This window comes from Thalassotalea sp. ND16A (genome assembly GCF_000764205.1).
Taxonomy (GTDB): domain Bacteria; phylum Pseudomonadota; class Gammaproteobacteria; order Enterobacterales; family Alteromonadaceae; genus Thalassotalea_A.
On sequence record NZ_JQDZ01000124.1, the window covers coordinates 33,304 to 58,988 of the forward strand.

The following is a 25,685-nucleotide window of genomic DNA, read 5'->3' on the forward strand; positions in this document are numbered from 1 at the left end:
GATAGTGATTGCTAGATTCATCATTCAAATACTAATTATATCTAAGGGATATTATGTTTAATCTAAATAAAGTATCAGTGATGGTTGTATCGGCACTGTATGTTGGTGCTGTTGGTGCGGCTACAACTACCGACGTTCCAGCCGAGCAAAAGTGGATAAATGCACCTGCAGAATATGCACCTAAACCCGTTGAAAGAGAACAATATGATTGGAGTGGTTTATCAAACCAAACCATTAAAAAACAACATAAAGTATTTATCGCCGAAGAGGGTATTTCAGGCATACATAAGTATATAGTTCAGCTTGAAGACGCACCTATTTCTGCCTATGACGGTGGCATTAAAGGGTTGGCGTCAACGCGTGAGTTAGTTGCCAGTAGCAGAGTAGCAACAAAATCGCCGCTAAACTTAAAGCAAGCTAAAATTGCCACTTACCAAGATTACTTATTCAGTAAACAAACTAACTTTGTTGCCCAAGCTAAAGCAATACAAGGATTAGATGTTAAAGTTGGACGTGAATTTTCTGTTAGCCTAAATGGTTTTGTGACTGAGCTTACTCAAGACCAAGCAAGCCGATTGGCGAAGGTTCCAGGGGTTAAATATATTAGCCGTGAACGAATTTATCAACTTAATACCTTTGGTACACCGGAGCAAACTGGTGCTAACAAGGTCTGGACTGAAAGTACTGCCAATTCTTCAAATATGGGGGAAGGGACTATTGTTGGTATTATTGATACCGGTATCAATACTGATCATCCATCTTTCGCTGCCGTTGGTGATGACGGATATACCCATATCAACCCGTTAGGTGGAAACTATTTAGGTGATTGTGCGGATTCACCTGAGTATTGTAACGATAAACTTATTGGTGTTTATTCTTATCCTGAAATTACCCAGGCATATAGCGATCCAGTGTTTGACGAGTCACGTCCAGCGATAGGTGAAGATTACCATAGTCATGGCTCCCACGTTGCGGGTACTGCTGCCGGTAACATATTGAAAAATGTTCCCTACAAAGAAACTGAGTTAACCGCGCAAGGTTCAGGTACAGAAACTGGTTTAGTCTTGCCACAAGTCTCAGGCATGGCGCCACATGCAAATATTATTTCTTATCAGGTTTGTTGGCCTGGTGGTGGCGGTGATCATTACGCTGGCTGTCCATCTTCAGCTATTTTAGCTGCTATAGAACAATCAGCCATTGATAATGTTGACGTTATTAATGCTTCATTAGGATCCTTAGAGCAAGATCCCTGGAGTGATCCGATTGAACAAGCATTTATGAATACGGCCAAGTCAGGTGTGTTTGTGGCGGTCGCTGCGGGTAACTCGGGTCCAGATTTATATACGGCCGACCATTCTTCTCCGTGGGTTACTACGGTTGCCGCTCATACGCCATCCCATACGGTAGAATATAAAGATAATAGCTTAGAGCAAATGTCGGGGGGTGATACTCCCGCACCCGCTGATATCATTGGTGCATCAGGCACATTTGATTCTCTGACCGGCATTATAGTGAATGCCGAGAATTTTGAAAATGCTAACGAAAGTTATTCAAGAAACGTTAAAAACTGTGATAAACCTTTTCCGGAAGGTACCTTTGACCTGGCTGACGATCCAGCAACAGCAGATATTGACGAAAGTGAACAAGACGTTATTGTTGTCTGTAAACGTAGTTATTCACCATTAATTTATAAGGCCGATAATATTGCCGCCGGTGGTGCGGAAGGTTTAGTTATTTATAACCAAAGCGCTTATCAAGATAATAATAAGCCTGTTGTTCCGTATGCTATTCCAACCACGTTAATTAAGGCAGGTGATGGTAGTGATTTGACGTCTTGGTTAAACAGTGGCTCAGGCCATATGGGTACGATTACCGGCACTGAAGTGCTACTTGAAGAAGTTGATCAGGAACGTGTGGCGTATTTTTCAGGCCGTGGTCCATCGTATTTTGGTTTGGATACACTGTTTGTTGATATCGCCGCGCCAGGCGTAGACACATATGCGCCAGCGTCAGATGATCAACCCTTTAATAATAATCCAAGAACGTCTGACTGGATGAGCATGTCAGGCACGTCAATGGCCAGTCCGCATGTGGCTGGTGCTGCTGCTATTTTACGCCAATCACACCCTGATTGGTCACCTATGGCGGTCCAATCGGCGTTAATGTTAACCGCAACCAATGGTTTGAAAAACGCGCGTTTCTTCAATAACTATGTTGATGATGGTTTTGACTCTTCACTTCAGGATATGGGGTCAGGTCGTATGCGTGTTGATTTGGCCGATAAAACTGGCTTGTTCATGAACGAGTCGGTTGAAAATATGGACGCGGCGAACCCTAATTTAGGTGGCCATGAAAAACGTTTAAATACCGCTTATATGGTTGATACTGAGTGTCCATCTGAATGTTCATTTGTCCGTACGTTTACGGCAACAGAAGACGCAACTTGGACTATCGCCATTGATAAATGGTTGGGTAATTGGGACGTAACTGTTGAGCCAGCAAGTTTTAGTATTAAAGCTGGAGAGACCCAATCAATCGTAGTCACAGCCAACTCAAAACATGAATCTGGAGCAATCAGCTATCGAAATATGACAGGAAATCAAGGGCAGATAGTTTTGACGTCTGACAATGTCAACTCGCCGATACTTGAATTACCTCTTTGGACATATTCTGATAATAGTGGTTTACCTGAGTATGTCAAAATCAATGCACATCGCACCTCAGCAATGACACAGGTTGGACCCTTAAATACCAGCGAGATCACTGAATTTACTGCACGTAGCTACGGCATGGTTAAGGGAGATAAAACGTCTGCTCATATCATGTACGATACAACCGGCAACGATCCCTTTGATCTGACTATTGATGAAGAAGGTAATGAAAGTAATATTAACCATATTGAGTGGGTAACGGTTCCTGAGGGGGCTCGGTCTATCGCCGCTCAGATAGTGGGCGACAAAACTACCGATATGTTAATGTTCATGGGGCAAGATTTGAACGGCGACGGTATGGCAACGGGCGATGAACTGCATTGTTTGTCAACCAGCTACGACTTTGCCAATTTCTGTAACATTACTGAGCCCAATGCAGGCAACTACTGGACTATTGTAATGAACATAGATCGCCCTGATTGGGGTGAAACGGACGAAGGCCATACGGTTAGTCTTGTTACCGGTGTGGTAACAGACAATAATGGTGGCTTAACAGTTTCAGGGCCGGGAACGATAAACGGTTATGAAGAGTACAATGTTGAATTGGCTTACAACTTGCCCGACATGGAAATTGGTGATGTTTACTTTGGTGGTTTTGATCTTGGCAGTAACGCCAATGATGCCGGTAACTTAGGCTTTGTACCGGTAACGATTAGCCAAGTAGATGACGATGTGACTTTCACCTCAAATATGTCGGCAGCGAAGCCGGGAGATCTTGTTGAGTTTGAAATCAGCGTTATCGCCAATAATGAAGCAGAAGCTCGTGATTTTGTTTTAGATGTAGCTATGCCTGCCTCAATTCAGATCGTTCCAGAAAGTATTATGCCGTCAAATGCAACACCCGTAACGCCTGTTCTGACTGATAATATCTTATCACTTGCTGGTATTCAGGAAACAACCCGTGATGTACCTCGTAATTACAAGGTGACGAACAGCAATAATGACCAAATGTGTAATCTATCTTCCGCGGGCTGGAGTTTCCCAGGGTACTTGGATTTAAGACCATTAGGATGGCGCACTTTGGCAGATGTTCAAGGCAGTTATCGCAATGAGTACGAATACAAGCTGAAAGACTTGATGAATACGGAGCAAAATATTAGCTTCCCGTTCTTTAACAAGTTTCATTTTGAAAACATTAAATTAAACCCGGCAGGATTAGTAACTTTTGGTGACACTGGGCGAACTACAGCTTTCCATGTTGAACTTCCAGAAGCAATAAGCTTTCCACCAGCAGCACCATATATTATCGCGCCGTTCTGGGCAGGCGACAATATAATACCTGAGCAAGTTGACTCTATTCACCCTAACCATCATTTAAATGCCGGTATTACTCCTACCTATACTTGGCAGCGTGATTGGCTAGCGTTGGAATGGGATAACGTAGAACGTTCAAGGGCAGATGGTCAATTGGTTGATTTTGAAATGTTTTTACGTATGAACATCAACTATGAGCCCGGCGAATTTGAAATGTTATTTGCTTATGAAAACCTACAGTTAGCTGATAGCCAAGGAAGCATAGGGTTTAAAGCAGCCGATGGCATGATCTTGGTTGGAGGCGATATGCCGTTGGCAGTTAATGTTGGTGACGGTATTGCTTACAACAATGTGGATGACGTCGTTGAAGAGCAGTTAATTATCTGTATGGACTACACCGGGCCAGAGCAATCTCAGTTTAATGTTAAGTTCAAGGCTTATGTTTCAGAGGCAGCAGCCGGTCAAAACCATATCATTACTCTAGATAACGGTTTAATCGGGTCTGATAACGAACAAATCACCATTGATTTAGCCGTAACCGGTAACATTCAATTGGTCGACATTGCTGATATGACAATCATGGAAAATGACACGGTAAGCTTTGAAGTACGCTATGCCGATGAAAACAGCGTTAGCAATATGATCGAAGTGAGCGGTGATAACTTTACCTCGGAGGTAAGTGGTCATGATTCTGGTAGTAGCGTGACGTTAATACCAAACGCACATTACCACGGTGAAACTGAGGTAATGGTTAAAGTAAGCGACAATGTTAATATGACCGATTCTGCAGTGACTGTATTCAACTTAACGGTTGAGTCAGATGGAGTTGAATTAGGTTGTACTGATTCAAGCGCAACTAACTTTGACGCCAATGCAAATAGTGACGATGGTAGCTGTCAGGCACCGGTTGAACCTGAGAAGAAAAAATCTTCAGGTGGTTCTTTTGGTTGGTTGATGTTCGGTTTATTGCCGCTAGTATCATTGCGTCGTAAGAATGAATTGCACTAAAGTACTGATGTTATTGATCGAGTTGTTCATAACGAATATGGTGTGAATTTCTAGTTGATGGATAAAAGGCTAACACAAGTTGTGTTAGCCTTTTTTTTGTTTGCCCAGCGAAGCTGGCAAACCCGGCAGACCGAAAGAAGTCTGTAACTACGAATGATATGGCAGAAGATGTCGGTGACGGAAAGATTCGAACTCTTGAAAGCAATATAAATAACTTTATAAATCTATTCTACACTTTCGTCTCGCAACAATAAGTGTTCTGGTGCTTGAAACTTTAAGAGAAAACTATTTATCAGTGGATATAGGGTCTTTTTTTGATCGTTCGTAAAGGTTTTATCCGCCTTTTGCTTTATATCATTCACACTTTTGATACCTTTTAGCACTTGTACTTTAGCCGAATCTTTCTCTAAATCAACGTCAAAAGCCAACCTCGTTACATCAAGGCCTTCTGTTATTAATGGCCAAGGTATAGCTGAATCAAAATTGGGATTGCCGTTATGAACGAAAGAGGTAAATCTAGTCATTATCTCGGCGGACAAGTTTTTTCTTCCTTCCCTATTAGCCTCTGTAAATATGAGTGATTGCAAAGAAGGTTTAAAAATAGTTCTGTCCCAGTGGCCAAAGTGAAATGATGTATCAATGGCATGAAAAGCACCTGCACACAATCCCAGATTATTTGGCAAAGGAGAGTTGCCATTTTCATCTGGCGTTCCCCAGCGCATTTGGTAAAAGTAAATATCCCACTGTTGTGATGAGCTTAATCTAGCACCCTTACGAAAAGCAGGCACAACCATAGCTGTAAACAATTCATTTATATAATCACCAACTAAGGCTGCATTGCTTGGCTTGAGCCAATAAAATATATTATCAAGCTTGTCACATGTCCAAAATTTTACTTCATCTTTTGTTAACCCGATGAGCAAGGGTACTTTATTGGCAATGCTTCCATTTGAAATTTGTTCTAATGTTGGTTCCAATGGCATAACAAAGCCATCCCGTACTCCATTAAAATCAGGATTCAGTTGAGATCCAAATTTTATAATGTCCTTTGCTGAGACGGATGCTAAATAAACATCAATTTCTTCAGCATTCATTTTGGCAACAGACTCACCAATCAATGCCTTTTTTAATTGAGAACTAGCAATTTGAGCTTCTGTTAAAGAGTAATCAATGGGAATTCCAGATTGAAGATAAGCCTTATGAAACAAGCCTGTTGCCATTTTTGAAGATAAGAGGTTAAAAATATTTTGAGCACCTGCGGATAATCCTCCTAAGGTAACATTATTTGGATCTCCGCCAAAAGCGCTTATATTTTGTTTTATCCACTTCAGGCTCTGAATAGAGTCAAGTAAGCCGTAATTTCCAGAGTTATCCATAGCATTTGAAGATTTTTTCTCATTTGTGTAAAGCCAGCCAAGGAAACCCAGTCGGTATTGCACTGTTACGACAATCATATTACCTTTCTGAGCAAGCAGTTCACCCTGATGAGCACCTCGACTAATACTGCCTTGCTCGTTTGCACCACCATGAAAATATACATGCACAGGTAAATTTTCATGATCAGAATTAGGACGCCAGATATTTAGATATAAACAGTCTTCATCACCTATATAAACTTTTTCATCCCCATTACTTTTCTGTTGAGGGCAAGGTTGTGGCTGCATAGTTGCTTGTCGAATACCATCCCATGCAAGGGCAGGACGAGTCGCTTTCCAACGTAAATCATCCACAGGAGGTTGTGCATAAGCGACTCCTAACCACTCAATAACGTTACCCTGATGAACTAATTTCCCTGCTATTTTACCGCTGGTTGTAGTGCGAATTTTAATACTTTCAGAAGCCGGTTCACTCTGGTCGGCATATAAAATATTTGTAAAAAGAATGCTATTAATACAAACAAAAACAGTTAACAAATGACGCTTATTTTGATGATGAAAACTCATCAAAAAAGCGAATAAGAAGTTATTTTCGTGTTTCATTATATAATCTCTGAAAGAACTTTAAATCTAACTTAGCAGCCAGCATAAACAGGTACTAAGCTAGCGAAGATGATTATTTTAAATAATCTATTCAAATCTATACTCAACGCCAAGCATAATAGTTCTAGGACTGTTGATGCTGGCAACGACTGTATCATCAAAGAAAACGGGAGCGTTCGTACCTGTTATTACACGCTCGTCGGTAATATTTCGAGCAACAAGTTTAAATATCCAGTTTTCATTAGGGGAAGTGTAGGTTATGTTTGCATCAACGATTGTATTGCTTGATACCAATGAGTGTTCTGGAAGCGAAGCCTGTACATACTGTTCGTCAGTATAGCTGACATTCAGGCTCGATATAATAAATGCACCACTTTCGAAGTCTAATACATGATTTAACCCTAAGTTTGCCTGTAGTTCAGGTGCACGGACGAATGTTCGGCCACCTAAATCTTGTATACAAGGACCTGTCGCTCCAGATGCATTGTGCTCTTGCAGTTGTTCATAGGTACAACTACCGGTTTCAAATTTGTCATAGCTCGCATCAAGAAAGGCAAAAGAGGCATTTAGCATTAAGGATTCAGTTAACTGAACTCTGCTATCTACTTCAAGTCCTTGTGAAGTGGCCTCTGCAGCATTTGTAGTAATGAATCTAACCCCTGACATAGAATATACCTGTAAATTCTGATAATCAGTATAAAATAGAGCAGCATTGACATCCATACGCCCATCCCACAGTGTAAGCTTAGTCCCTACTTCAAAACCATCTACTTGCTCTTCATCATATTGCTCTGAAGTACCATTTAGATCGGAAGCATCAAAGCCGCCACCCTTGTAGCCACGACTATATTTAGCGTAAGTCATCGCATCGTCATTAATTGTATATTGTAACGCCAACGCTGGTGACCAGTGACTTTCAGTACGGCTATCATTATTTGAATAGTTAATAATCCCTAAGCCCATAGCATTTATGTATAAGGTAGTAGGGTCGGTTTCAGGAATGTCTGTACCATACTCTTGAATTTCAAGCGCGCGCGATACATTTTTCTTTTCATCATTATAACGTAATCCAGCTTTAAGATTTAAGGCATCTGAAATATTCCAGGTTACTTGCCCAAAAGCGCTCCAAGTTGTACTTTCTTGGTCAAAAACACGTTCGTTCTCAGTATCGGGCATACCAACTACACTCAACTGTGCAGCTAATCTAGGTGTAGCGAAGAACTCGTTAGATTGATAATAAAGGCCACCAACGTATTCAAGTACTCCAGGGGTAACTGACTCAAAGCGGAGTTCTTGACTGAATTGCTCAAATTCATCACCTGAATCAAACCAAATTAATGGCACCGAGGTAAAGTCACTATCTTCATTTTCAATTAAGCTGTCATATTGCGAATACCCGGTAACGGAAACTATTCGCATGTTGTTAATCTCATAAGTCGCTTCAATAACGCCATTTAATGCGTCTGTGGTAATATGGTGCTCAAGATTTTTGGCTCCAGTAGAAGTTCGTAAATTTATATCAGTTTCTACCTCTGGATCGAACGCTTTGAGTAAACCTTCGTAACTACCAAAATCTAATAACTGGTATATGCCACCCTGTATATCTTGCTTTGAATATTCCAACTTGGAGTACACATCCAAGTTATCTATAGGACTCCAATCAATCGACAAACGAAAAAGTTCTTCATCTCTAAGGCGTTCATTTACTCCGCTTAATGTATTCTCTATATAGCCTTCATCTTGTTGGCTTATGCGAGCAGCAAAGCGAGCATTTAAAGTATCAGAAATAGGCCCATTAATCACACCTGTGACTGTCACATCTTCGTACTCAAAATCATACTCCGTACTAATTTTTCCATTGAAAAAATCGTCTGGCCTAGCTGAAATAACACTTACTGCACCGGCGGTGGTGTTTTTACCAAAGAGAACCCCCTGAGGGCCCCTTAATATTTCAATACGGTCAACATCAAAGAAAGGTACGGCAAACTGCTTCTGTCTACTGCTGTATATGCCATCGATAAACATGCCTACAGATTGTTCAAAGCCTTTATTCGTACCAGAGCCAATACCTCGCATGGAGATATTCATCCCACTAGTACTTTCTGTTATGTTGAAGTTAGGGATATAGGAAGAGAGATCGTCTAGCTGTGTCACTCCCATAGCATCAACAAACTCGCCACCAACGACATTCATTGAAATGGGTACTTCATTTAAGTTTTCGGATGTTTTTTGTGCGGTGACCTCTATTACTTCAAGTGCAAGGCTTTCAGTCTTCTCTTCTGCAATAACCTGACTGGCTGAGAGTGCAGCAAAGCAAATTGCCATTGCAGTATAAATGGGGTGATGTTTCATAGTAAAATCTCCAGTTAGTAATATATTTTTATTTTTTATTATGTCTTTTAATTAATGGACGGAATTTCATTTATAAATAGATAGCTCCGTTCACCGCTTCAAAATATTTTATGCTTTATGGCGCTATCCAATTCCATCAGAGATGGCCCACTGGCTTAACTAGAGGTTTCCAACAACTTAATTTTTCCAGTAGCACCATACTCCATGGGAAGTTCACCTTCGTAAAACAGGACAATATTTGCTTTAAAGCGCAATTGACGCTGAATAATGGTCTCCAGTCGTTGTTTTAATTCTGCTAGGGCTTTAGAGTCAGGCTCCCCTACACATTCAACTTTCACAATCATCGGAGGCTCGATTACTGGTGAATCTGATCCTTTAACAATACGTACATTACCAGTCACTTCGCCTTGAAAACTCATGACCAGATCACGTACAGCAGAAGGAAAAACATTAACGCCTTTTATCAATAACATGTCGTCAACTCTACCTAGTATTTCAAAGCGCATACCTGCAAGCCCACACTTGCATGGCTTCATATTCACCCGCATCTTGTCACCATCCATAAAACGGATTAACGGGCCACATTCGCGATCAAAGTCGGTATAGACAAATTCGCCCACTGCGCCGTCTTCAAAAGGGATAACTTTGCCGGCATTGCGGTCGTACAGCTCTATGTAAGCACTATCGGGAGCGATAAAGTGCATGCCGTCATGCTCGGAGCATTGTGCAAAAATGGGGTTTAGGCAGCCGGTACCACCACTCATGTCAAAAATTTCTGCGCCACCAAAGCCTTCCGACAACTCTTTTACAATTTCTGGCACGCTGCCACCAGGCTCTCCATAAACGACCAGCTTACGTACACAGAATTGACTGAGATCTATATTCAGTTCTGTTTTGGACTTTTTCAAAAGCTGGCGAGCAAATGATGGAGTACAAATAATCACTTCTGGCCGGGTAAGTTGAATCATTTCAATTACTTTGGCACTACCGACTAAGCCACCGATAGGTATTACGTTTGCGCCATAAGATAGCAAGGCATCAACAGTAGGAAGTCCCGCTACCCACATGCTCATTACGCCTGCCATCAATACTTTATCGCCAGCTCTCAAACCGGTCATTTTGGCCATACGTGTGAAATTTCTTTCGATTATTTTACGGTCATTAGCCGTATGTCCCTGAAAGCTGGGGGTACCTGTTGTTCCAGAAGAAGCACTCATGCGATTAACGTCACGGATATTACAAGTTAGGTGCATCCCTAATGGATGGCCCTGCTCTTTTAAAGACAACGCCTGACTTTCCCGTTCTTCATATTTATCAAACATTGGGTAGTCTTTATATTGTTCGAGAGAACTAAATTCGTGTGGGTTCACTCCTGCCAGATCAAACTTCTCCTTATAATAAGGCGATTCGTCGTAAACTCTAGTCAGTTGCTTTTTTAGCATTTTGAATTGCATTTTTTTGAGCTCAAGACTGTTCAAATCTAAGCGCTCTGTATTTTTCCAGGAACTATCGTTCATGTTCATATTTCCTACTAAAAGATTCACCGTGACTATTTCTTCAATCACCGAAAACTCCGTAAATGTTAAATTAAACTCTTACTCATGCGCCGATAAATTTTGGCGTACGTTTTTCGATAAAGGCACGTTGACCTTCTTTAAAATCTTGGCTTACTAAAATTTTCTTACGCTTTTGTACACCAATAGCTGCATTCTCGTCGAAGCTCCTGCTTGAGCTTTTAACGGTCATCTCTTTTGTAATACGGTTGGCCAGAGGACTCAAAGACGCTATTTTTTGTGCCCATTCCATGGCAATATTCATTAATTGGTCGTCATCTACCACTTTGTTGATAAGGCCTGTACGGTAAGCCCAAGCGGAATCACGCTGTTCTCCCATCAACAACATTTCTAAGGCGTTAGAAGCGCCCATTATGCGAGCACCATGCATGGCGGCATTGATGGTAGGAATACCAATTTTGCTTTCCGGTAACGCAAAGCTAGCACTCCTGCTAGCGATGCGGAGGTCACAGCCCAGAGCCATGCTCAGGCCTTCGCCAATACAAAAGCCATGAATAGCAGCAATAATTGGTTTGTCACAGAAATATTCACATTCTAGTTCGATGTCAAAGGCAGCTGCTAATTCTTCGATATTTTCAGATTGGCTTGTCGCTTTACTGATTGCTTTAATATCTACACCCGCAGAAAATGCTTTGTCTCCAGCTGCGCAAATGACTGCTACCCAAGCCGAGTCTTCATCGCGAAAGCGTGTTGTAGCAGCATTAAATTCTCGATACATATCTGGATTAAAGGTGTTCATAGCATCGGGGCGATTAAGTGTAATAACTGCAACATTACCTTTAAGCTCGTAGTTAACAACGGTCATTTATATTTCCTCTAACAGACAACGCTTATTCGTTGCATTGTTTCATCAATTGTAAATTTATTATGCATTGCTTATTAATGAGCACCACGACTCAACAAGTCCTGTTTTAAGGCTTAAGGAAAATTTGAATGTGAATTTTATGAGGCTGCTGTTATTTTGTAATTCAGTTATTAACAAAAAATCTCAGGAAATTATTCTATATTTAACAAAGTGAAACGAAAATTTGTGGGCTTACGGTTGAACTCTTTGTACCAATGGTACTAATGAGAAGTATGGTTTGTAATGAGGTAATAGGGCTTTGGGAATATTTTTAATTTACTTTTTTAAGACATGTGTTTTTAAATACAATAAATTTAATTTAGAAGATCACCCCCCCTAAAAGAAAGTGTTTAAAAATTGATTTGAATATGCTCAGCAAAACATCAATAAAATAAAAGAGGGTGTTCTATTCTGGGTTTTAAAAGTGATGAAAGATCCAAGCTTTCATCTTCGGCGCAAAAGGTCATTACAAACATATCAGGCACAGCAGAAAACGCTAATGGACCAAACAGGTTCTCAATATAGGTGTGTAATAGAAAACTCTGCATTTTTTCATTAAACATTACATTCATTCTAAATACTTGTCCTCCTTTTCGGGCAGCCGCTCGTCGCTGCCAATTATCTGGCAAATAAGGGGATGCTTCAAATCGCTTGAGCAAGGCGGCAATCTTACTGTTGTTATTACCATATAAAGATAAGGACTGTTGTAACCATAACATAGCAACAGAGAATGTTCCTTCCCAGTCCTGAGTAGGCGAATGTAGTTCCGCATAACCGAGAAAAAAATCAAAAATATTTGATACACCACTTAATTCACCTTTAGGATCAAGTTGCTTTTGAAAACCGGCCCAAGCTCGGTTTACCATAAGTAAATGGCCAGTCATATCAATCACTACAGCAGGGTTGGGATCCAAAACCTTTAAGCCGAGTATTACCTCCTCTTTACGGTGTTTAAAATTAGAATGTGATATGTCTAAGTGGCCTGAGAGATCGGTGTACCCTGCAGAGAATAGTAAATTTATAGTATCACGTTGACTCAAAGGTATGGCTTTCGCAATACGGATGACCATTTCTTTGCTCGGTTGGGCGCCGCCATTTTCTAGGCGGCCAATATGACGACTAGCTGAGTCGATGCGAAAGGCTAGTTCTTCTTGGCTAACTTTGTAAACGCTACGCCAATACTTTAGCATCCGACCAAAGTGCACTCCTTCATGGTCTTTGAAAGCATCTTTAAGCTTAGTGTTTTCGTTCATATCAAGTTCTCAATGGTTTGTTTGGGCGCTGAGCCTGATAAAGTAAACCGGACTTAGAAAGTCATTGTAACTTCTCCATTTGTTATAAACAATGCATAAAGCTTAGCCTGAACTTATCGTTAAAATGGTTGACTGCATATACCCATGTCCTTTTCAATTAGGGGGAAGTCAGCTTTCACTTAATACCTTTGTTTTACTGGTATTACGACCGGTTCAAGCTTCCCCCCTAATCGTTTGTAAGCAATGAGAGAAAGAGGAAATATGAAACAGGTACAAATTGAAAAACAGGAAAGACTTCTAAAATATTTTTATTTTTCTCGGTGGATGGCTGTTTTACCTTTATTGTTTATGATTGTTCCAGTCATAGTGATGAGTTTTAAAGGCGTCTTATCTCAAGATATCATGATTGCGGGAGGTGTTATTGGCCTTTTGATAGGCTCCCTTTTTGCAAGACAAAAGAAGGAGTATTGGGATGTAGTAATACGATCTCTTTGCGATCCTACCGGGCTATTGGTTTTTGGTTTGTTTTTGATAGTTGGCATTTATGGAAAACTTTTAACCGCAGCCCACTTAGCGGAAGGTATAATCTGGCTATCAAGTCTTATTGATGTTGGCCCTGCACTTTTTGCCCTGTTCATCTATGTGGTCTGTTCTGTACTTGGAACTGCCATGGGAACTTCTTTGGGTATTGTTGTTATTATGACCCCTGTTTTATTTCCAGCCGCAGTGGCGGTTGGTGTACATCCTGTTCTTGCTGCTGGAGCTATTTTAAGTGGCGCAGCCACCGGTGATCACTTCGCTCCTGTGTCTGATACTACCATTATTTCCAGCTCGACCCAGCGCTACAAATTTAAAACTGGCAGTGCTGGAATTGGCGAAGTTGTACGAGCCAGAATGATCTACACCATTCCAGCTTTCGCTGTAGCTTGCTTACTTTACCTGTTTGCTGGTGGCTTGACTGCACAGGCTCCTATACAAGATGTTGCAGGCATTATGGGCGACGCCAATCCTCTTGGACTTATTATGATTATCCCAATGTTTATCGTTGTGATAACGGCTATTTATGGTCGCACAGTTTTTGAAGCGCTAACTTACGGAATTCTGGCGGGATTGCTTATAGGTATTGTATCTGGGCTAATCACTCTTGAACAACTCGTTTATATTGAAAACACAAATGTCAAAGGAATCATAGTTGAAGGAGCGACTAGCAACTTGGATACTATTGTCATGATAGTGTTGATGATGGGGGCCTATGGGGTGTTGAGAGAGTATGGGCTTTTGGACAGTTTGATATCAAGTTTAAAAGGTTCCTGGGGGAATACCCCTAGAAATACTGAATTGACTATGTTTGGGATTGGTTGGTTGCTCAATTTTTTACTTATTGGCCTTGTAGCACGAATCACTGTAGTAGCGGGCCCTATCTTTAATGAACTAGGTCAATCTCATAATATTCATCCTACGAGACGCGCCAATATTCTTGATGGTGTCGCCAATAGTTTTAGTTTTGTTGTTCCTTGGCATATTTGGCCCTTAATTATGATTATGACAATAAATCCTTTGGTGGAAATTTACCCATATTTGAGCGTGCCTGCACCAATAGATTTTTTTACTGCCACATTCTATCCGCTGGTGATCTGGCTTGTGATGCTAATCTCAATCATATCTGGCTTTGGTCGTAAATTTGAAAAGGAAGCAAACTAAACCGTACCTTATCGTTAAGGAAGTAAAATCAATAAGAGCAGGTATTGGAGAATAATTCTTTAGTCTTAAGGAAATTGCACTAAAGCTACGCTATTTTATTTTAGAATAAACCTTAATGATGCCTTGTCACGCGGTTATTAGCTTTGCTGCTGAGACGAATTAAACATAATCAACTGGTAAGGCTGTGGTGTATTTTATTTTTTCCATAGAGAAACTAGAACTTACATCTGACAATTTGACCTTTTGGATCATTTTTTTGTAAAATCTATCGTAGGCCTGCATATCGGGTATTACAACTCTCAAAAGATAATCATGTTCTCCACTTAAACGATAAAATTCAACTATCTCATCAATATCGTCAGCAAATGTCGAAAATTGATCTAACCATTCTTGTTCATGAAAACTAGTTTTAATCATGACGAATACTGTTAAGCCAACATTGAGTTTAGTTGGATCTGTCAGTACCACTCTGTCTGTGATGATACCTTTTTCTTCAAGGCGCTGAATTCTTCGCCAGCAAGGGGTTGAGGATAAACCTACTCGCTCAGCGATAGAACTAACAGACAAGGTACAATCTGATTGTAATAATTGAAGAATATGCTTATCAAACTTGTCCATTTTAGTGCCCTGTCAAATAAAGGAAAAGTATTTCCTATTTCTACTCTATTGTAGCATACCATTCTAAAATATCGCGTATCTTTATTGTAAATAGCAAAGTTTAACTACAAGGAATGGAGGATAATTTTCGCATTAAAAACTTATTCATAGGATTTATAATGAACGATATTACTCGAATAGAGATACCATCTATATCAAGCCAAGGGCGTGGTGTTATTTACAATAATATCATGGAAACTATAGGTAACACGCCGCTAGTTAAATTACATAACTTTGGAAAAATCAATAACATCTCTGCAAACATATTGGCAAAAATTGAATTTTTTAACCCTGCAGGTTCGATCAAAGACCGACCAGCTTTTGCAATGATTGAAGACGCTATAGCTAAAGGACTTATTAATAGCCAAACAGAAATTGTTGAAGCGACATCCGGTAATAACGGTGTTGCTTGTGCATGGGTTTGTGCAATGAAAAAAATTCCCCTTACTATTGTTATGCCTGAACATATGTCGATAGAACGAAGAAAATTAATTAAGCACTATGGAGCTAATTTAGTGTTAACGCCAAAAGAATTAGGTACCAAAGGAGCAATTGATAAAGCCAAAGCTCTTTTGGATGAGAAAGAGCATGCAATTATGCTTGATCAATTTGGTAATCCTGCCAATTTGGCTACGCACGCTAACACAACAGCAGAAGAAATTTGGACTGATACCCAAGGAAAGGTTGATGTTTTAGTTGCCGGTATTGGTACGGGAGGCACTTTATCTGGAATTGCTCAAATCTTAAAAGAAAAGAACCCAAAACTTATTGTTATTGCGGTTGAGCCTGCGTCATGCCCAGTTTTATCAGAAGGCCGTGCAGGTGTTCATAAAATACAGGGGTTAAGCTCTGGGCACATCCCAGATATTTTACGTACAGATTTGATTGATGAAATAGTCACTGTAAGCAATGATGACGCGATTTTATTTGCCCAACAAATTGCTATAAGTGAAAGTTTGCCTGTTGGAATATCTTCCGGTGCTGCGTTAAAAGCTGCAAGTATTATTGGTGAAAGAGAACAGTTTTTAGGGAAAAATGTTGTGACTATTCTAGCCGATAATGCTGAGCGTTATTTTAGTACTGAATTATTTACTCAATAATATTATTCTTGAAAAAGCATCAGGCTATTGGCTGTTGTTTGTAGATATTGATTATTAATCAAAGAGGTAATATATGATTCCTGAAGTAATCCAAAAATGGTACTTGCTTGTATAATCAAAGAATACAAACTTTTAAGGTGCGCCTTTAGAATAGATGCATCTTTTGTTTTTATAGTAGAGTGAGAGAAATAGAAGCATTTCGTTTCCTACTGATTCATTTAGCCTATGCGAACTTGTTTTTCGGCAGCCGCCTTGCCCTCAATGATGTGCAAAGCACAGAGGTAATAGTGGGCATAGGCACAGATCTGGAACACAGTGCTACCACCTTTATTGTCGAAGCCAGCCGACGAGTGGGTGAAAATTTCAAGGCCAGTCTCGATGTCAGGGTATTCCAAAGCAGTGACCCACAGGACCTATTGTATTATTTGACCAATGACGATCATTTGGGGTTAACACTGCAATGGTATTTTTGAATGCTTGGTAAGTGCGCCCTGAATAATTGGAATATTTCTATACTCGGCCTATTATTACTTAAAGGTATATGACTTGCTTATTTCTAATTACATTCGACCTTGAATGTGAGCAGCCAATTCGCTACTGTTCTCTAATTCTCATCATAAGGTAAAATATTCTCCCATGGATACCGAAACATTTAATCAAGCCATCCAATTAATCGACCAAGCCAATGCTGCCGATCCCAATAAAGAAACGTGGCAGGGCGATGAATACTCGAAAGAAGTATTATATTCGATGCGCATGAGCGAAGCCTTGGCCAGCTTTGCTCCTGAAGCTGAACAAGCATTGCAGATTGCTGCTCGCTGTCAGCATATTTGCCGCTGGCAATACCCGCGCAGCAATTATGAAATGAATCGGCAGGGGTATTTATTATGGCGTCAGGAGTTGAAAAAATTTCATGCTAAGAAGGCGGCGGAAATTCTTGTCTCTGTTGGTTGTAAGGCTGAGATCATTGAGCAAGTGGAGTTTTTAGTGTTGAAAAAACAATTAAAGCGAAATCCACAAACCCAAATTTTAGAAGACGTTATCTGTTTGGTATTTTTACAATATTATTTTGATGATTTTATTGCCAAGCACAGTGAAGAAAAGCTGATTTCAGTATTGCAAAAAACCTGGGCAAAAATGTCTGAGCAAGGACATCAGGCAGCTTTAGGCTTATCGTTATCTGCGGCGGCGAATGCGCTAGTGGCAAAAGCGTTAAGTTAACCTTAGTTCGGGATAAATAAATGTAATCCGACGACATAAGGCTTAAGCATTTGCGCAAGCCTTATTTAATTTTCGGTTTACATTAGTTTCGACATATCAACGTTATCAAACGCTAGCACATCACCACCAAATTCTTCGGCAAAGGCGTTTGCATCACTTTCTTTACTAAAACTGGCCAAGGTTTTGCCCATCGCTCCGGTTTTGCTTGAACCGGTTACAAACCAGGCAACTCTGGCATCTATAAAGTAACCATCATTGGGCTCATCCCAGGGCATTTTACTCATGTCATGCACGTAGATTGAGGTGACGTTACGCTTATTCTCCGGGTCAAGATAAAAGCTGAACATGTCTCTGGTGGAGCAAAACTTATGTATTTTTTCAGCTCGGTCTTTTCGGTATAATTCACCTTTAGGTCCGGAAAAGTTACTGATCAACATGCCACATAAATGGCATTCGTCTGAGCTTTCTATGGCTTGTGCTTGCAGCACGACTTGTTGTTGCTGTTGCTCTGAACATGAAATCAAAAATGTCAGCGAAATTAATGGTAATAGCAGTTTAACGAGTTTGGTCATTACAAGGTCTTCTTTTTTAGAATGAAAATGGCAAGGCTTAGCGGGATTGCTACCCAAGCCAGTAAGGACAAAATCAACTGTGATTGTGACATACTGGCGTTAATCGCAATCGCGACGGCGCCGTTGACATCACTGCTGTCCAAACCTGCAAGGTTGACTAAGCGGAAAATATCGGCAGGGTTTAACATCATCAGCTGAGTTAAACCTTGTTGGCCAAGCTCACTATCAACGCCGACTAATAGCGCTAATAGGGCCAAATCAAAGGCAAGGGCAAAGACAAACCAGGTGATCAAGGCAAAGCCTGCGGCTTTTGATTTCTCGCTTACCGATAAACTGATCAAATAGGCAATGGCAGTAAAGCTTAAGCCCAACAGTACCGCACTGAAAATAAACAAAGAAAAGCTGGCGATAACCTGACTATTGTCCATTTGAAAATACAACAATAAGGCCGAACTGCCAAAGCCTAAAAATATTGCCAGGGCGATAATGGCACCTTGTCCAATAAATTTGCCCAGTAGCAGTTGTGACTTACTTAATGGGTAAGTTAGCAGTAATAATAGGGTGCCGCTTTCTTGCTCACCGACAAAGCTGTCATAACTTAACAGCAGGGCGATCAATGGGATCAGAAATACCGCCAGGCTTGCCAGGCTTGCTATTGTCGTTGACAGAGACGTGATCCCTATGCTGCCAGAAGCAGCTGCGCCAAAATAAGTTAATCCTAGTGACAGTACGGTAAAGATTAGGGTGATAGACACTAGCCAACGGTTTCTCAAGCCGTCCTGAAATTCTTTATTGGCAACGGTTAATACTTGCATCATGATTTGTTTCCTCCTGGCAAGGAGACTGGTTGAGAAAGGTAATGTTGATATAGTTGCTCCAGATTTGCCGGCTCAACCTGAATATCTTGTACCATTTCATAAGATAATAATTGTTTTAAGGTCGCCAGTTTTTCTTGTTCTGGCACCAGTAATGTTTGTCTATCACTGCCGCTGCTTAAGAATTGACTCAATTTAGGATCTGTACTCACCGAGCCATTTAATCCTGTCGGTTTAATTCGTACCGGTAAATCTGCCTGTTGGCGAAGTTGCGCCAGGGTGCCGCTTGCCAATAATTTACCGGCAGATAAGATCATCGCCCTATCGATATGTTGCTCTACGCCAGGAAGCACGTGCGAACATAAAATAACACTGGAGCCCTGGGTCTTTAACTGGTCGACCGTTTGGTAAAAATCTCTGGTCGCAATCGGGTCTAAGCCAACCGTGGGCTCATCTAACAACAAGAGTTTTGGTTTGCCGATAAACGCTTGCGCCAGCCCTAAACGTTGGCGCATGCCTTTTGAGTACGTTTTTACTTGCCGTTTCATCGCGTGGCTAATGCCAACTTGCTCTAATAGATCAACCGCCGTTTTCTTATTGAAGCCTTTCAACTTTGCGAAGTAAGTAAGCACTTCCAAACCAGTGAGCTGGTCATAAAAACTGACATTTTCCGGAAGGTAACCAACTTTTGCCCGAGTATGCCACGCCGCTTTTGAATCGGGAGCCATGCCCATGACTTCGACGCTGCCGCTGCTTGGAGAAATTACCCCGAGGATAAGTTTCATCATGGTAGTTTTACCGGCGCCATTATGACCGAATAAACCAAGCACTTCGCCTTGATTTAAGGTCATACTGACCGAATCCAGGGCAGAAAGTTTTTGGTATTGTTTGCAAACATTTTGCAACGAGATAAGGGAAGTATTCATCTGTTATTCATCCTTAATGCTGAGCATCAGGTTTAGTACTGGAAGAAATGCCGGCAGACGAACTGATGGTTGCCACAGTCATTTCTTCAAGATTATGGTGTGGTGATTGCATTAATGGGTAGCTATCTTTAACCCCGGGAGGTTTTAGTACCGGGAATTGTCTTTGTACCCAGCGCAAAATAAGCACCGCAGGGCTGTCCATTAACATTTTCATTTCCGGGTATTGCCAGACCAGTTTATCAATACCATCGTTAGGTTCAAAAATTACATCACCGACAAAGTCATTATCCATATCCCAACCAAGGTAGTTGCTCCAGTAATTACCTTTGCCGTCTTTGCTCCACTCTTGTTTTTTATTGGATACGTATTTTACTTGCGTTGGGTTGTTGATAAAGCTGTTGCCGTATACTTGGGTGTTTTCCGAACCGGCAGTTAAGTGGATGCCGATCTCAGCAGTATTAATGACATTACCGGTAATGGTGTTATAAGCGGAGTTGTAGACGAACAAGCCCTTGCCATCTCGGCCTAAGACTTTATTTTCCGGCTTGGTCCAGACGTTTTCAATGACGTTATCGCTTATCGTCGATGAGGTAATAAAGTTCATCAAAAAGCCATAATCTTCACTATTATTACTGGTGTTTGCCGTTACGGTTAAATGCTTAGAGCTCATCAAGGCGTAACCAGCACGGGTATTATAGGCAAGGTTATTGAGCACTTTATTGCTGTGCGAGTACATGTAATGAATGCCATAACGTAAATCGTGCATGGTATTGCCATCGAGGACATTTTGCTGGCTGGATATAATGTAAAGGCCGTCTCGGGTCTTTGATACATTATTACCGCGCACCTCTACATGCTTTACCCCCGATAATTGAATACCATTACCTCTATCCGCTGAGCGTAATTTGGGGTTACCTACTATGGTATTGTTTAACACTTTAATATGTTCGGCGCGCTGTAGCCAAATACCAAAACCACTGCCGTGCAGTTGGTTATTTTGAATTAAGATATGGTCGGCTTTTTTATCGGAGTAAATCGCCGAATTTTGCTCGGTTAAATCATCGCCCCAGTTAATGATGGTGAGATTTTCAACGCTAATGTTGGAGCTGAAAAGCTGAATGGCATGGCCTTTACCCTGGGCATCAATAATAGCGCCGCTACTATTATCACAATCACAACCGCGTAATGTTATTGCCTGATTGACTGTGAAGTTGCCAAAATAATTGCCGTTGCTTAGGATAACCGTGTCGCCATCATTGGTGTTATCGAGAATGCTTTGTAAGTTGTCTTGCGGTGAAACTTGCCATACTTGTGCCATAGCTGTGTTGATAACAGCCATTGTCAGCATTAAATAAAGCAGTATATTTCTCATCATTAAATGGTAATACCTTCTTAATTAAACAACAGAGAAAGGCATAATACGTTGCCGTATTATGCCTTTGCTATCTACTATGCTTCTACAAACATACGACCGCGCATTTCCATGTGCAGTGCATGACAGAACCAGTTACAGTAATACCATTGTACGCCAGGCTTGTTGGCAGTAAAAGTAATAGATGATGTTGCTTGAGGACCAACTTCCATTTGCACACCATGGTTTGTCATACAGAAACCATGCGTTACATCCTCTACCTGGTCAAGGTTAGTCACAACAACCGTTACCTCATCGCCAAGCTTCACTTTAAACTCAGTCATACCAAATGTTGGCGCAACCGAGGTCATGTAAACCCGAACTTTCTTACCGTCGCGAATGACTTTGTTGTCGGTCATCACGTTAACGCCGTCTTTTTTCGCTATGGCGATGGTGTCGGCGAAAATTGGATCGTCACGAGTCCAAAGTTTTTTCGGTTTTAATTTACTGCGGTGAACTATCATACAGTCATGTGGTTCAGCATACGTTGGACCATCATGTACCAGTTTCATTTCATCACCAGAAATATCAATTAATTGATCGTTTTCAGGGCGCAATGGACCTACCGGTAAGAATCTGTCTTTAGAGAACTTACATAGAGAGATTAACCATTTACCATCGGCATCACGAGTCTCACCTTGTGAAGTATGGTTATGGCCAGGTTGATAATGGACATCCAGTTTTTGACGAAGATAATTAACTTTTTCACCGTTGTGCGCTTTAATCGCATCTTCTACATTCCATTTCGCAATTTGGCTATCAAGGAATAACGTAGTGTAAGCATTACCTTTGTTATCAAAGGCAGTATGCAATGGACCTAAACCCAATTCTGGCTCAGCAACAATGGTATCACGTGGTTTAATTTTATCGCTAAATAACGCATCAAGTTTATCAATAGCAATGATTGATACGGTTGGTGATAACTTACCGTTGGCGACAAAGTATTTACCATTTGGTGAGGTGTTCATACCATGTGGTGATTTAGGCACCGGAATGTAACGGGTTAAATCTGAACCTTTACGGCCATCTAGTACTGGTACATTGTTACCATTGTAAGTCTTGAACTTACCCGCTTTAAGTGCCGCTTCACAACGGGCAAGGTTAAATACAACCACGTGATCACGTTCGGCTGAGATCATATCGCCTAAGTTCATCCCCATTTCTGAGTTGTAACAGGTTGAGGCAAAGTACTTACCATCGTAATCGGCATCGGTATTATCTAAGTTACCGTCAACCATAACCTGGAAAGTCACTTCCATGGTTTCGGCATTAATTACGTTGAACAATGAACGGTAAGTGCTAACATCTTCCATAGAAGATTTGCCATCGTTGTTCATTGGGATTTCAAATTCACCGTTACAAATAACGTACTTTGTGTATGGTGCTTTTTGTACACGTAAACCGTGGATCGCCTGCACGTTAGGTACGGTGATCATTTTGTCGGTTTTCATGACGTCACAACGAATACGAGCAACACGTGAGTTGGCTTTATCATTGATAAAGACGTATTTACCATCGTAACGACCGTCTTGCATACTCATGTGCGGGTGATGGGAGTCACCTGCATGTAGATGAGCACTATCGCCCTTAATACGCTTACTTTCATCGGTTAAACCCCAACCAGTAGCACTGTCGGTATTAAATACTGGGATACGCATTAATTCGCGCATCGATGGCAAGCCCATAATACGAACTTCACCAGAGTGACCACCACTCCAGAAACCATAGTATTCATCTAAGTCACCAGGATGAACAAAGGCACTGTTACCTGCTTCTGCGGCATTGGCTTTTGCCATTGTTGCGAACATTGTTGCCGTCATCGGAGCGGCAATAGCACCGGCGCCGAGAAGGGCTGTTTTTCCGAAAAATTTACGTCTTTCTTTGTTTTCCAGCTCCAACTCATTAGAGCGCTTGTCTTCGTTACTCATTCTGATTCTCCATCTTGGTGTTAATTTTTAGCTTTGTTAAAATTATATTTATTACACATAGTGTTGTTACATGTTCGTGTTTACGGGTGTTGCTTAAGCAACTTCCATTGCTGGAATTTGTTGCTCTTTAAATTTATTTTTTTTGCGCGCCAGTTTTTTTAATGGCGGGCATTTTTGTTCATTAAAGTAAGTCACCTGACAATCGAGGCAATAATGACATTCGCGCATATTAATGGTGCCATCGGGATGAATGGCCTGAATTTCACACTCTTTGGCACAGGTTTTACACGGCTGACCGCATTCTGGACGACGTTTTAGCCAGTCAAACAATCTTAGGCTGTTGCCGGTGGATAGTGCCGCGCCTAGCGGACACAAGTAACGGCAGAAAAACTTGCGGGTAAAGACGTTGATCAGCAATAGCAATAATGCCCAAATAATGAATGGCCATTCTCGGTCAAACTTTAATAGGAACGTGGTTTTAAACGGTTCAATTTCGGCAAATTGCTCGGCCAGAGCCAGTGAATCGAGAGATAAACCGAATAAGCCCAATAAAATAAGATATTTAATCGCCCATAAGCGCTCATGGACAGCAAAAGGAAAATCGTATTGCGGGATCTTGATGTAGCGGGCTACCACATTAATTAATTCTTGCAACGCCCCAAATGGACATAACCAACCACAATACACCGCACGACCCCACAGTAAAATTGTTACTGCCGCGGCGCCCCAAAGAATGAAAATCACCGGGTCGAGTAAAAATAAGTCCCAGGAAAAGTCAGACATAAACGCTTGCAAGAAGGTAAATACATTGACAATCGATAACTGTCCGCCCCACGACCAACCAATAAACACAACCGTTACCACTAAAAAGCCATGGCGGAAATTATGTAAAAACGTTGGGTGTCTTACTAATAAATCCTGAAAGAATAACGTTGCCAGCAATACGGCCATTAATATGAACAGGGCAATGACTTCAATGTTTTTTTCTTGCCACACTTGTTGGGTAAGGGTGAGTTCTGGCTCTGGCAATACAACCGGCGGCCGATAAACGTAACCATCCAGTGCATGATAATCGCCTTTAAAACTGGTGAAGAGGCTATCCATAGCACCAAGCTGACGGCGCACGAGTAATTCTAACTGCCAATCAGTTCCTGGATTAAATTCATGGTGCTCACGGATAATGAACAACGACATTTCATTGAACCTTGGCGTCCCTGGTAAATAAATATCGGTGATACGGTTATGATCTAAATCACGAAAGGCAATGGCATCGTCATTTTGTAAAACCTGAATACGGTCAAATATGCCGCCGCGCACATAGCCTGAGCCTTTATACGAATAGCCATTACCTAAAAGTGCAATTGCATGCTCGCCAGGTTTTAGTGATTGCATTAACCAGTTATATTCCGCATCACCGAGTAAATTTCTCCCAACATTGGGTAAATTTACTTGCGCAAAATAGATTTCGGCGAACATATCTTGCTTTTGTGCTGGCAATGCCGCTTCGATATGCTCAACTTCGGTTCCGACAAAGGCATCATCGATGGTTTTGCGATTAAGGTAGAGTTTTCTGATTGAGCCATCACCCACTAACGTTTGCCAGTCGCTGGCTTGATAAACGTCGGGTAAAATGGTGGCCATCGGCAATTTGATTTCTTCACTGGCGCTGATAATGCCTATTGCTCTTGCTACCTTAGTCGCTGATTTGGTAATTGCAACATTCATCACCATCACGGTGACTGTAGCACCCGATAAACCATCAATATGGATCATGTTATCGGTTTTATTACCGCCCACTTTTAATCGGTCACTGACGTTTAGCCCAGGATATTGGTCGACAAATTTATAGAGTTTAGATTCGGGAATACCGGCCAGGATAATTGGCTCATGATGTTCCAGTACTTTTGCGCCTAAATAGATGCCTTTAGGGTCTATAGCCACCAGCATATTTACTGGTTCACCAGAGTAGGCCGGGATTTTATTTATGTCGTTGGTTTCAAAAGCATAACCAATAATTTCATCATTGTTTTTAATGGTCCAAAAAGGCACGTCACCTGACTTTTCAGCAATGTTGCTGGCTTGTGGAAATATTTGATGAATTAATGGAATTGGATCTTTTGGCGGGCTGACAAACAGAGCTTGTGCTGAAGGCACAGCGCCAAATGACAAGACTACAAAGATAGTCAAAGGTATTAAGAGTAATTCATATAGTCGTTGCTTGATCATGAAAGCGATTAAAACCTTAAAAAAATGGACAACTCCTGCGGCAATATGTCGCAGTTAAATTGTGAGTGTACGCATCTCATAATTTTGATAACTGATTTGGATCAACACTTTGTTAATTATTTGTGGGCATGAATTTTGTTGAAAACAGCGGCA

The 25,685-nt window shown here is 41.1% G+C and carries 17 protein-coding genes; 5 read left to right on the forward strand and 12 right to left on the reverse strand.

The window, feature by feature from the left end; all coding sequences use genetic code 11:
- The first annotated feature begins 53 nt into the window (after positions 1-53).
- Complete coding sequence (locus tag ND16A_RS21950; protein ID WP_033079391.1) at positions 54-4,973, forward strand: S8 family serine peptidase; 4,920 nt, start codon at positions 54-56, stop codon at positions 4,971-4,973.
- Positions 4,974-5,197: 224 nt separating this feature from the next.
- Here ND16A_RS21950 and ND16A_RS20470 read toward each other — a convergent pair whose 3' ends face one another.
- The 5 genes from ND16A_RS20470 to ND16A_RS00695 all read right to left on the reverse strand — a co-directional run bounded on the left by ND16A_RS20470 (position 5,198) and on the right by ND16A_RS00695 (position 12,975).
- Positions 5,198-6,952 (reverse strand): carboxylesterase family protein, encoded by a 1,755-nt coding sequence (locus tag ND16A_RS20470; RefSeq protein WP_052073349.1) that lies wholly within the window; start codon positions 6,950-6,952, stop codon positions 5,198-5,200.
- 87 nt (positions 6,953-7,039) lie between these two features.
- Entirely contained in the window at positions 7,040-9,304 is a 2,265-nt protein-coding gene (locus ND16A_RS00710; protein ID WP_033079392.1) for a TonB-dependent receptor, read from the reverse strand.
- Positions 9,305-9,459: 155 nt separating this feature from the next.
- Positions 9,460-10,869 (reverse strand): phenylacetate--CoA ligase family protein, encoded by a 1,410-nt coding sequence (locus tag ND16A_RS00705; protein WP_152593944.1) that lies wholly within the window; start codon positions 10,867-10,869, stop codon positions 9,460-9,462.
- A gap of 34 nt (positions 10,870-10,903) precedes the next feature.
- Complete coding sequence (locus ND16A_RS00700; protein WP_033079394.1) at positions 10,904-11,683, reverse strand: enoyl-CoA hydratase/isomerase family protein; 780 nt, start codon at positions 11,681-11,683, stop codon at positions 10,904-10,906.
- Between the two features lie 422 nt (positions 11,684-12,105).
- On the reverse strand, positions 12,106-12,975 hold the full coding sequence (locus ND16A_RS00695; protein ID WP_033079395.1) for a helix-turn-helix domain-containing protein: 870 nt from the start codon (positions 12,973-12,975) through the stop codon (positions 12,106-12,108).
- Between the two features lie 261 nt (positions 12,976-13,236).
- Between ND16A_RS00695 and ND16A_RS00690 the strand changes: the two genes are divergently transcribed.
- On the forward strand, positions 13,237-14,676 hold the full coding sequence (locus ND16A_RS00690; protein WP_033079396.1) for a Na+/H+ antiporter NhaC family protein: 1,440 nt from the start codon (positions 13,237-13,239) through the stop codon (positions 14,674-14,676).
- A gap of 159 nt (positions 14,677-14,835) precedes the next feature.
- Here the strand turns inward: ND16A_RS00690 and ND16A_RS00685 are convergent, their stop codons facing one another.
- Complete coding sequence (locus ND16A_RS00685; RefSeq protein ID WP_033079397.1) at positions 14,836-15,294, reverse strand: Lrp/AsnC family transcriptional regulator; 459 nt, start codon at positions 15,292-15,294, stop codon at positions 14,836-14,838.
- A gap of 158 nt (positions 15,295-15,452) precedes the next feature.
- Between ND16A_RS00685 and cysK the strand changes: the two genes are divergently transcribed.
- The 3 genes from cysK (at position 15,453) to ND16A_RS00670 (ending at position 17,654) form a co-directional block, all read left to right on the forward strand.
- Complete coding sequence (gene cysK, locus ND16A_RS00680; protein ID WP_052073350.1) at positions 15,453-16,433, forward strand: cysteine synthase A; 981 nt, start codon at positions 15,453-15,455, stop codon at positions 16,431-16,433.
- A 179-nt stretch (positions 16,434-16,612) separates the two neighbouring features.
- The gene (locus tag ND16A_RS00675; RefSeq protein ID WP_033079398.1) at positions 16,613-16,906 is read left to right on the forward strand and encodes a hypothetical protein; all 294 of its coding nucleotides are present in this window, start codon (positions 16,613-16,615) and stop codon (positions 16,904-16,906) included.
- Between the two features lie 163 nt (positions 16,907-17,069).
- On the forward strand, positions 17,070-17,654 hold the full coding sequence (locus tag ND16A_RS00670) for a DUF4202 domain-containing protein (protein WP_033079399.1): 585 nt from the start codon (positions 17,070-17,072) through the stop codon (positions 17,652-17,654).
- A gap of 77 nt (positions 17,655-17,731) precedes the next feature.
- On the opposite strand, the gene ND16A_RS00665 is transcribed toward ND16A_RS00670, so the two are convergent.
- From ND16A_RS00665 to nosR, 6 genes are all read right to left on the reverse strand, one after another.
- Complete coding sequence (locus ND16A_RS00665) at positions 17,732-18,226, reverse strand: nitrous oxide reductase accessory protein NosL (RefSeq protein ID WP_033079400.1); 495 nt, start codon at positions 18,224-18,226, stop codon at positions 17,732-17,734.
- Positions 18,226-19,044: an ABC transporter permease gene (locus tag ND16A_RS00660; protein WP_033079401.1), complete on the reverse strand. Its 819-nt coding sequence runs from the start codon at positions 19,042-19,044 to the stop codon at positions 18,226-18,228. Before ND16A_RS00660 ends, ND16A_RS00665 begins: the two co-directional genes overlap by 1 nt.
- The gene (locus tag ND16A_RS00655) at positions 19,041-19,967 is read right to left on the reverse strand and encodes an ABC transporter ATP-binding protein (protein ID WP_033079402.1); all 927 of its coding nucleotides are present in this window, start codon (positions 19,965-19,967) and stop codon (positions 19,041-19,043) included. The genes ND16A_RS00660 and ND16A_RS00655 overlap by 4 nt, the downstream gene beginning before the upstream one ends.
- A gap of 13 nt (positions 19,968-19,980) precedes the next feature.
- On the reverse strand, positions 19,981-21,342 hold the full coding sequence (locus tag ND16A_RS00650; protein ID WP_443080405.1) for a nitrous oxide reductase family maturation protein NosD: 1,362 nt from the start codon (positions 21,340-21,342) through the stop codon (positions 19,981-19,983).
- 74 nt (positions 21,343-21,416) lie between these two features.
- Positions 21,417-23,306, reverse strand: coding sequence for a TAT-dependent nitrous-oxide reductase (gene nosZ / locus ND16A_RS00645; protein ID WP_033079403.1), 1,890 nt, complete (start codon positions 23,304-23,306; stop codon positions 21,417-21,419).
- A 93-nt stretch (positions 23,307-23,399) separates the two neighbouring features.
- On the reverse strand, positions 23,400-25,532 hold the full coding sequence (nosR, locus tag ND16A_RS00640) for a transcriptional regulator NosR (protein ID WP_033079404.1): 2,133 nt from the start codon (positions 25,530-25,532) through the stop codon (positions 23,400-23,402).
- Positions 25,533-25,685 lie beyond the last annotated feature (153 nt).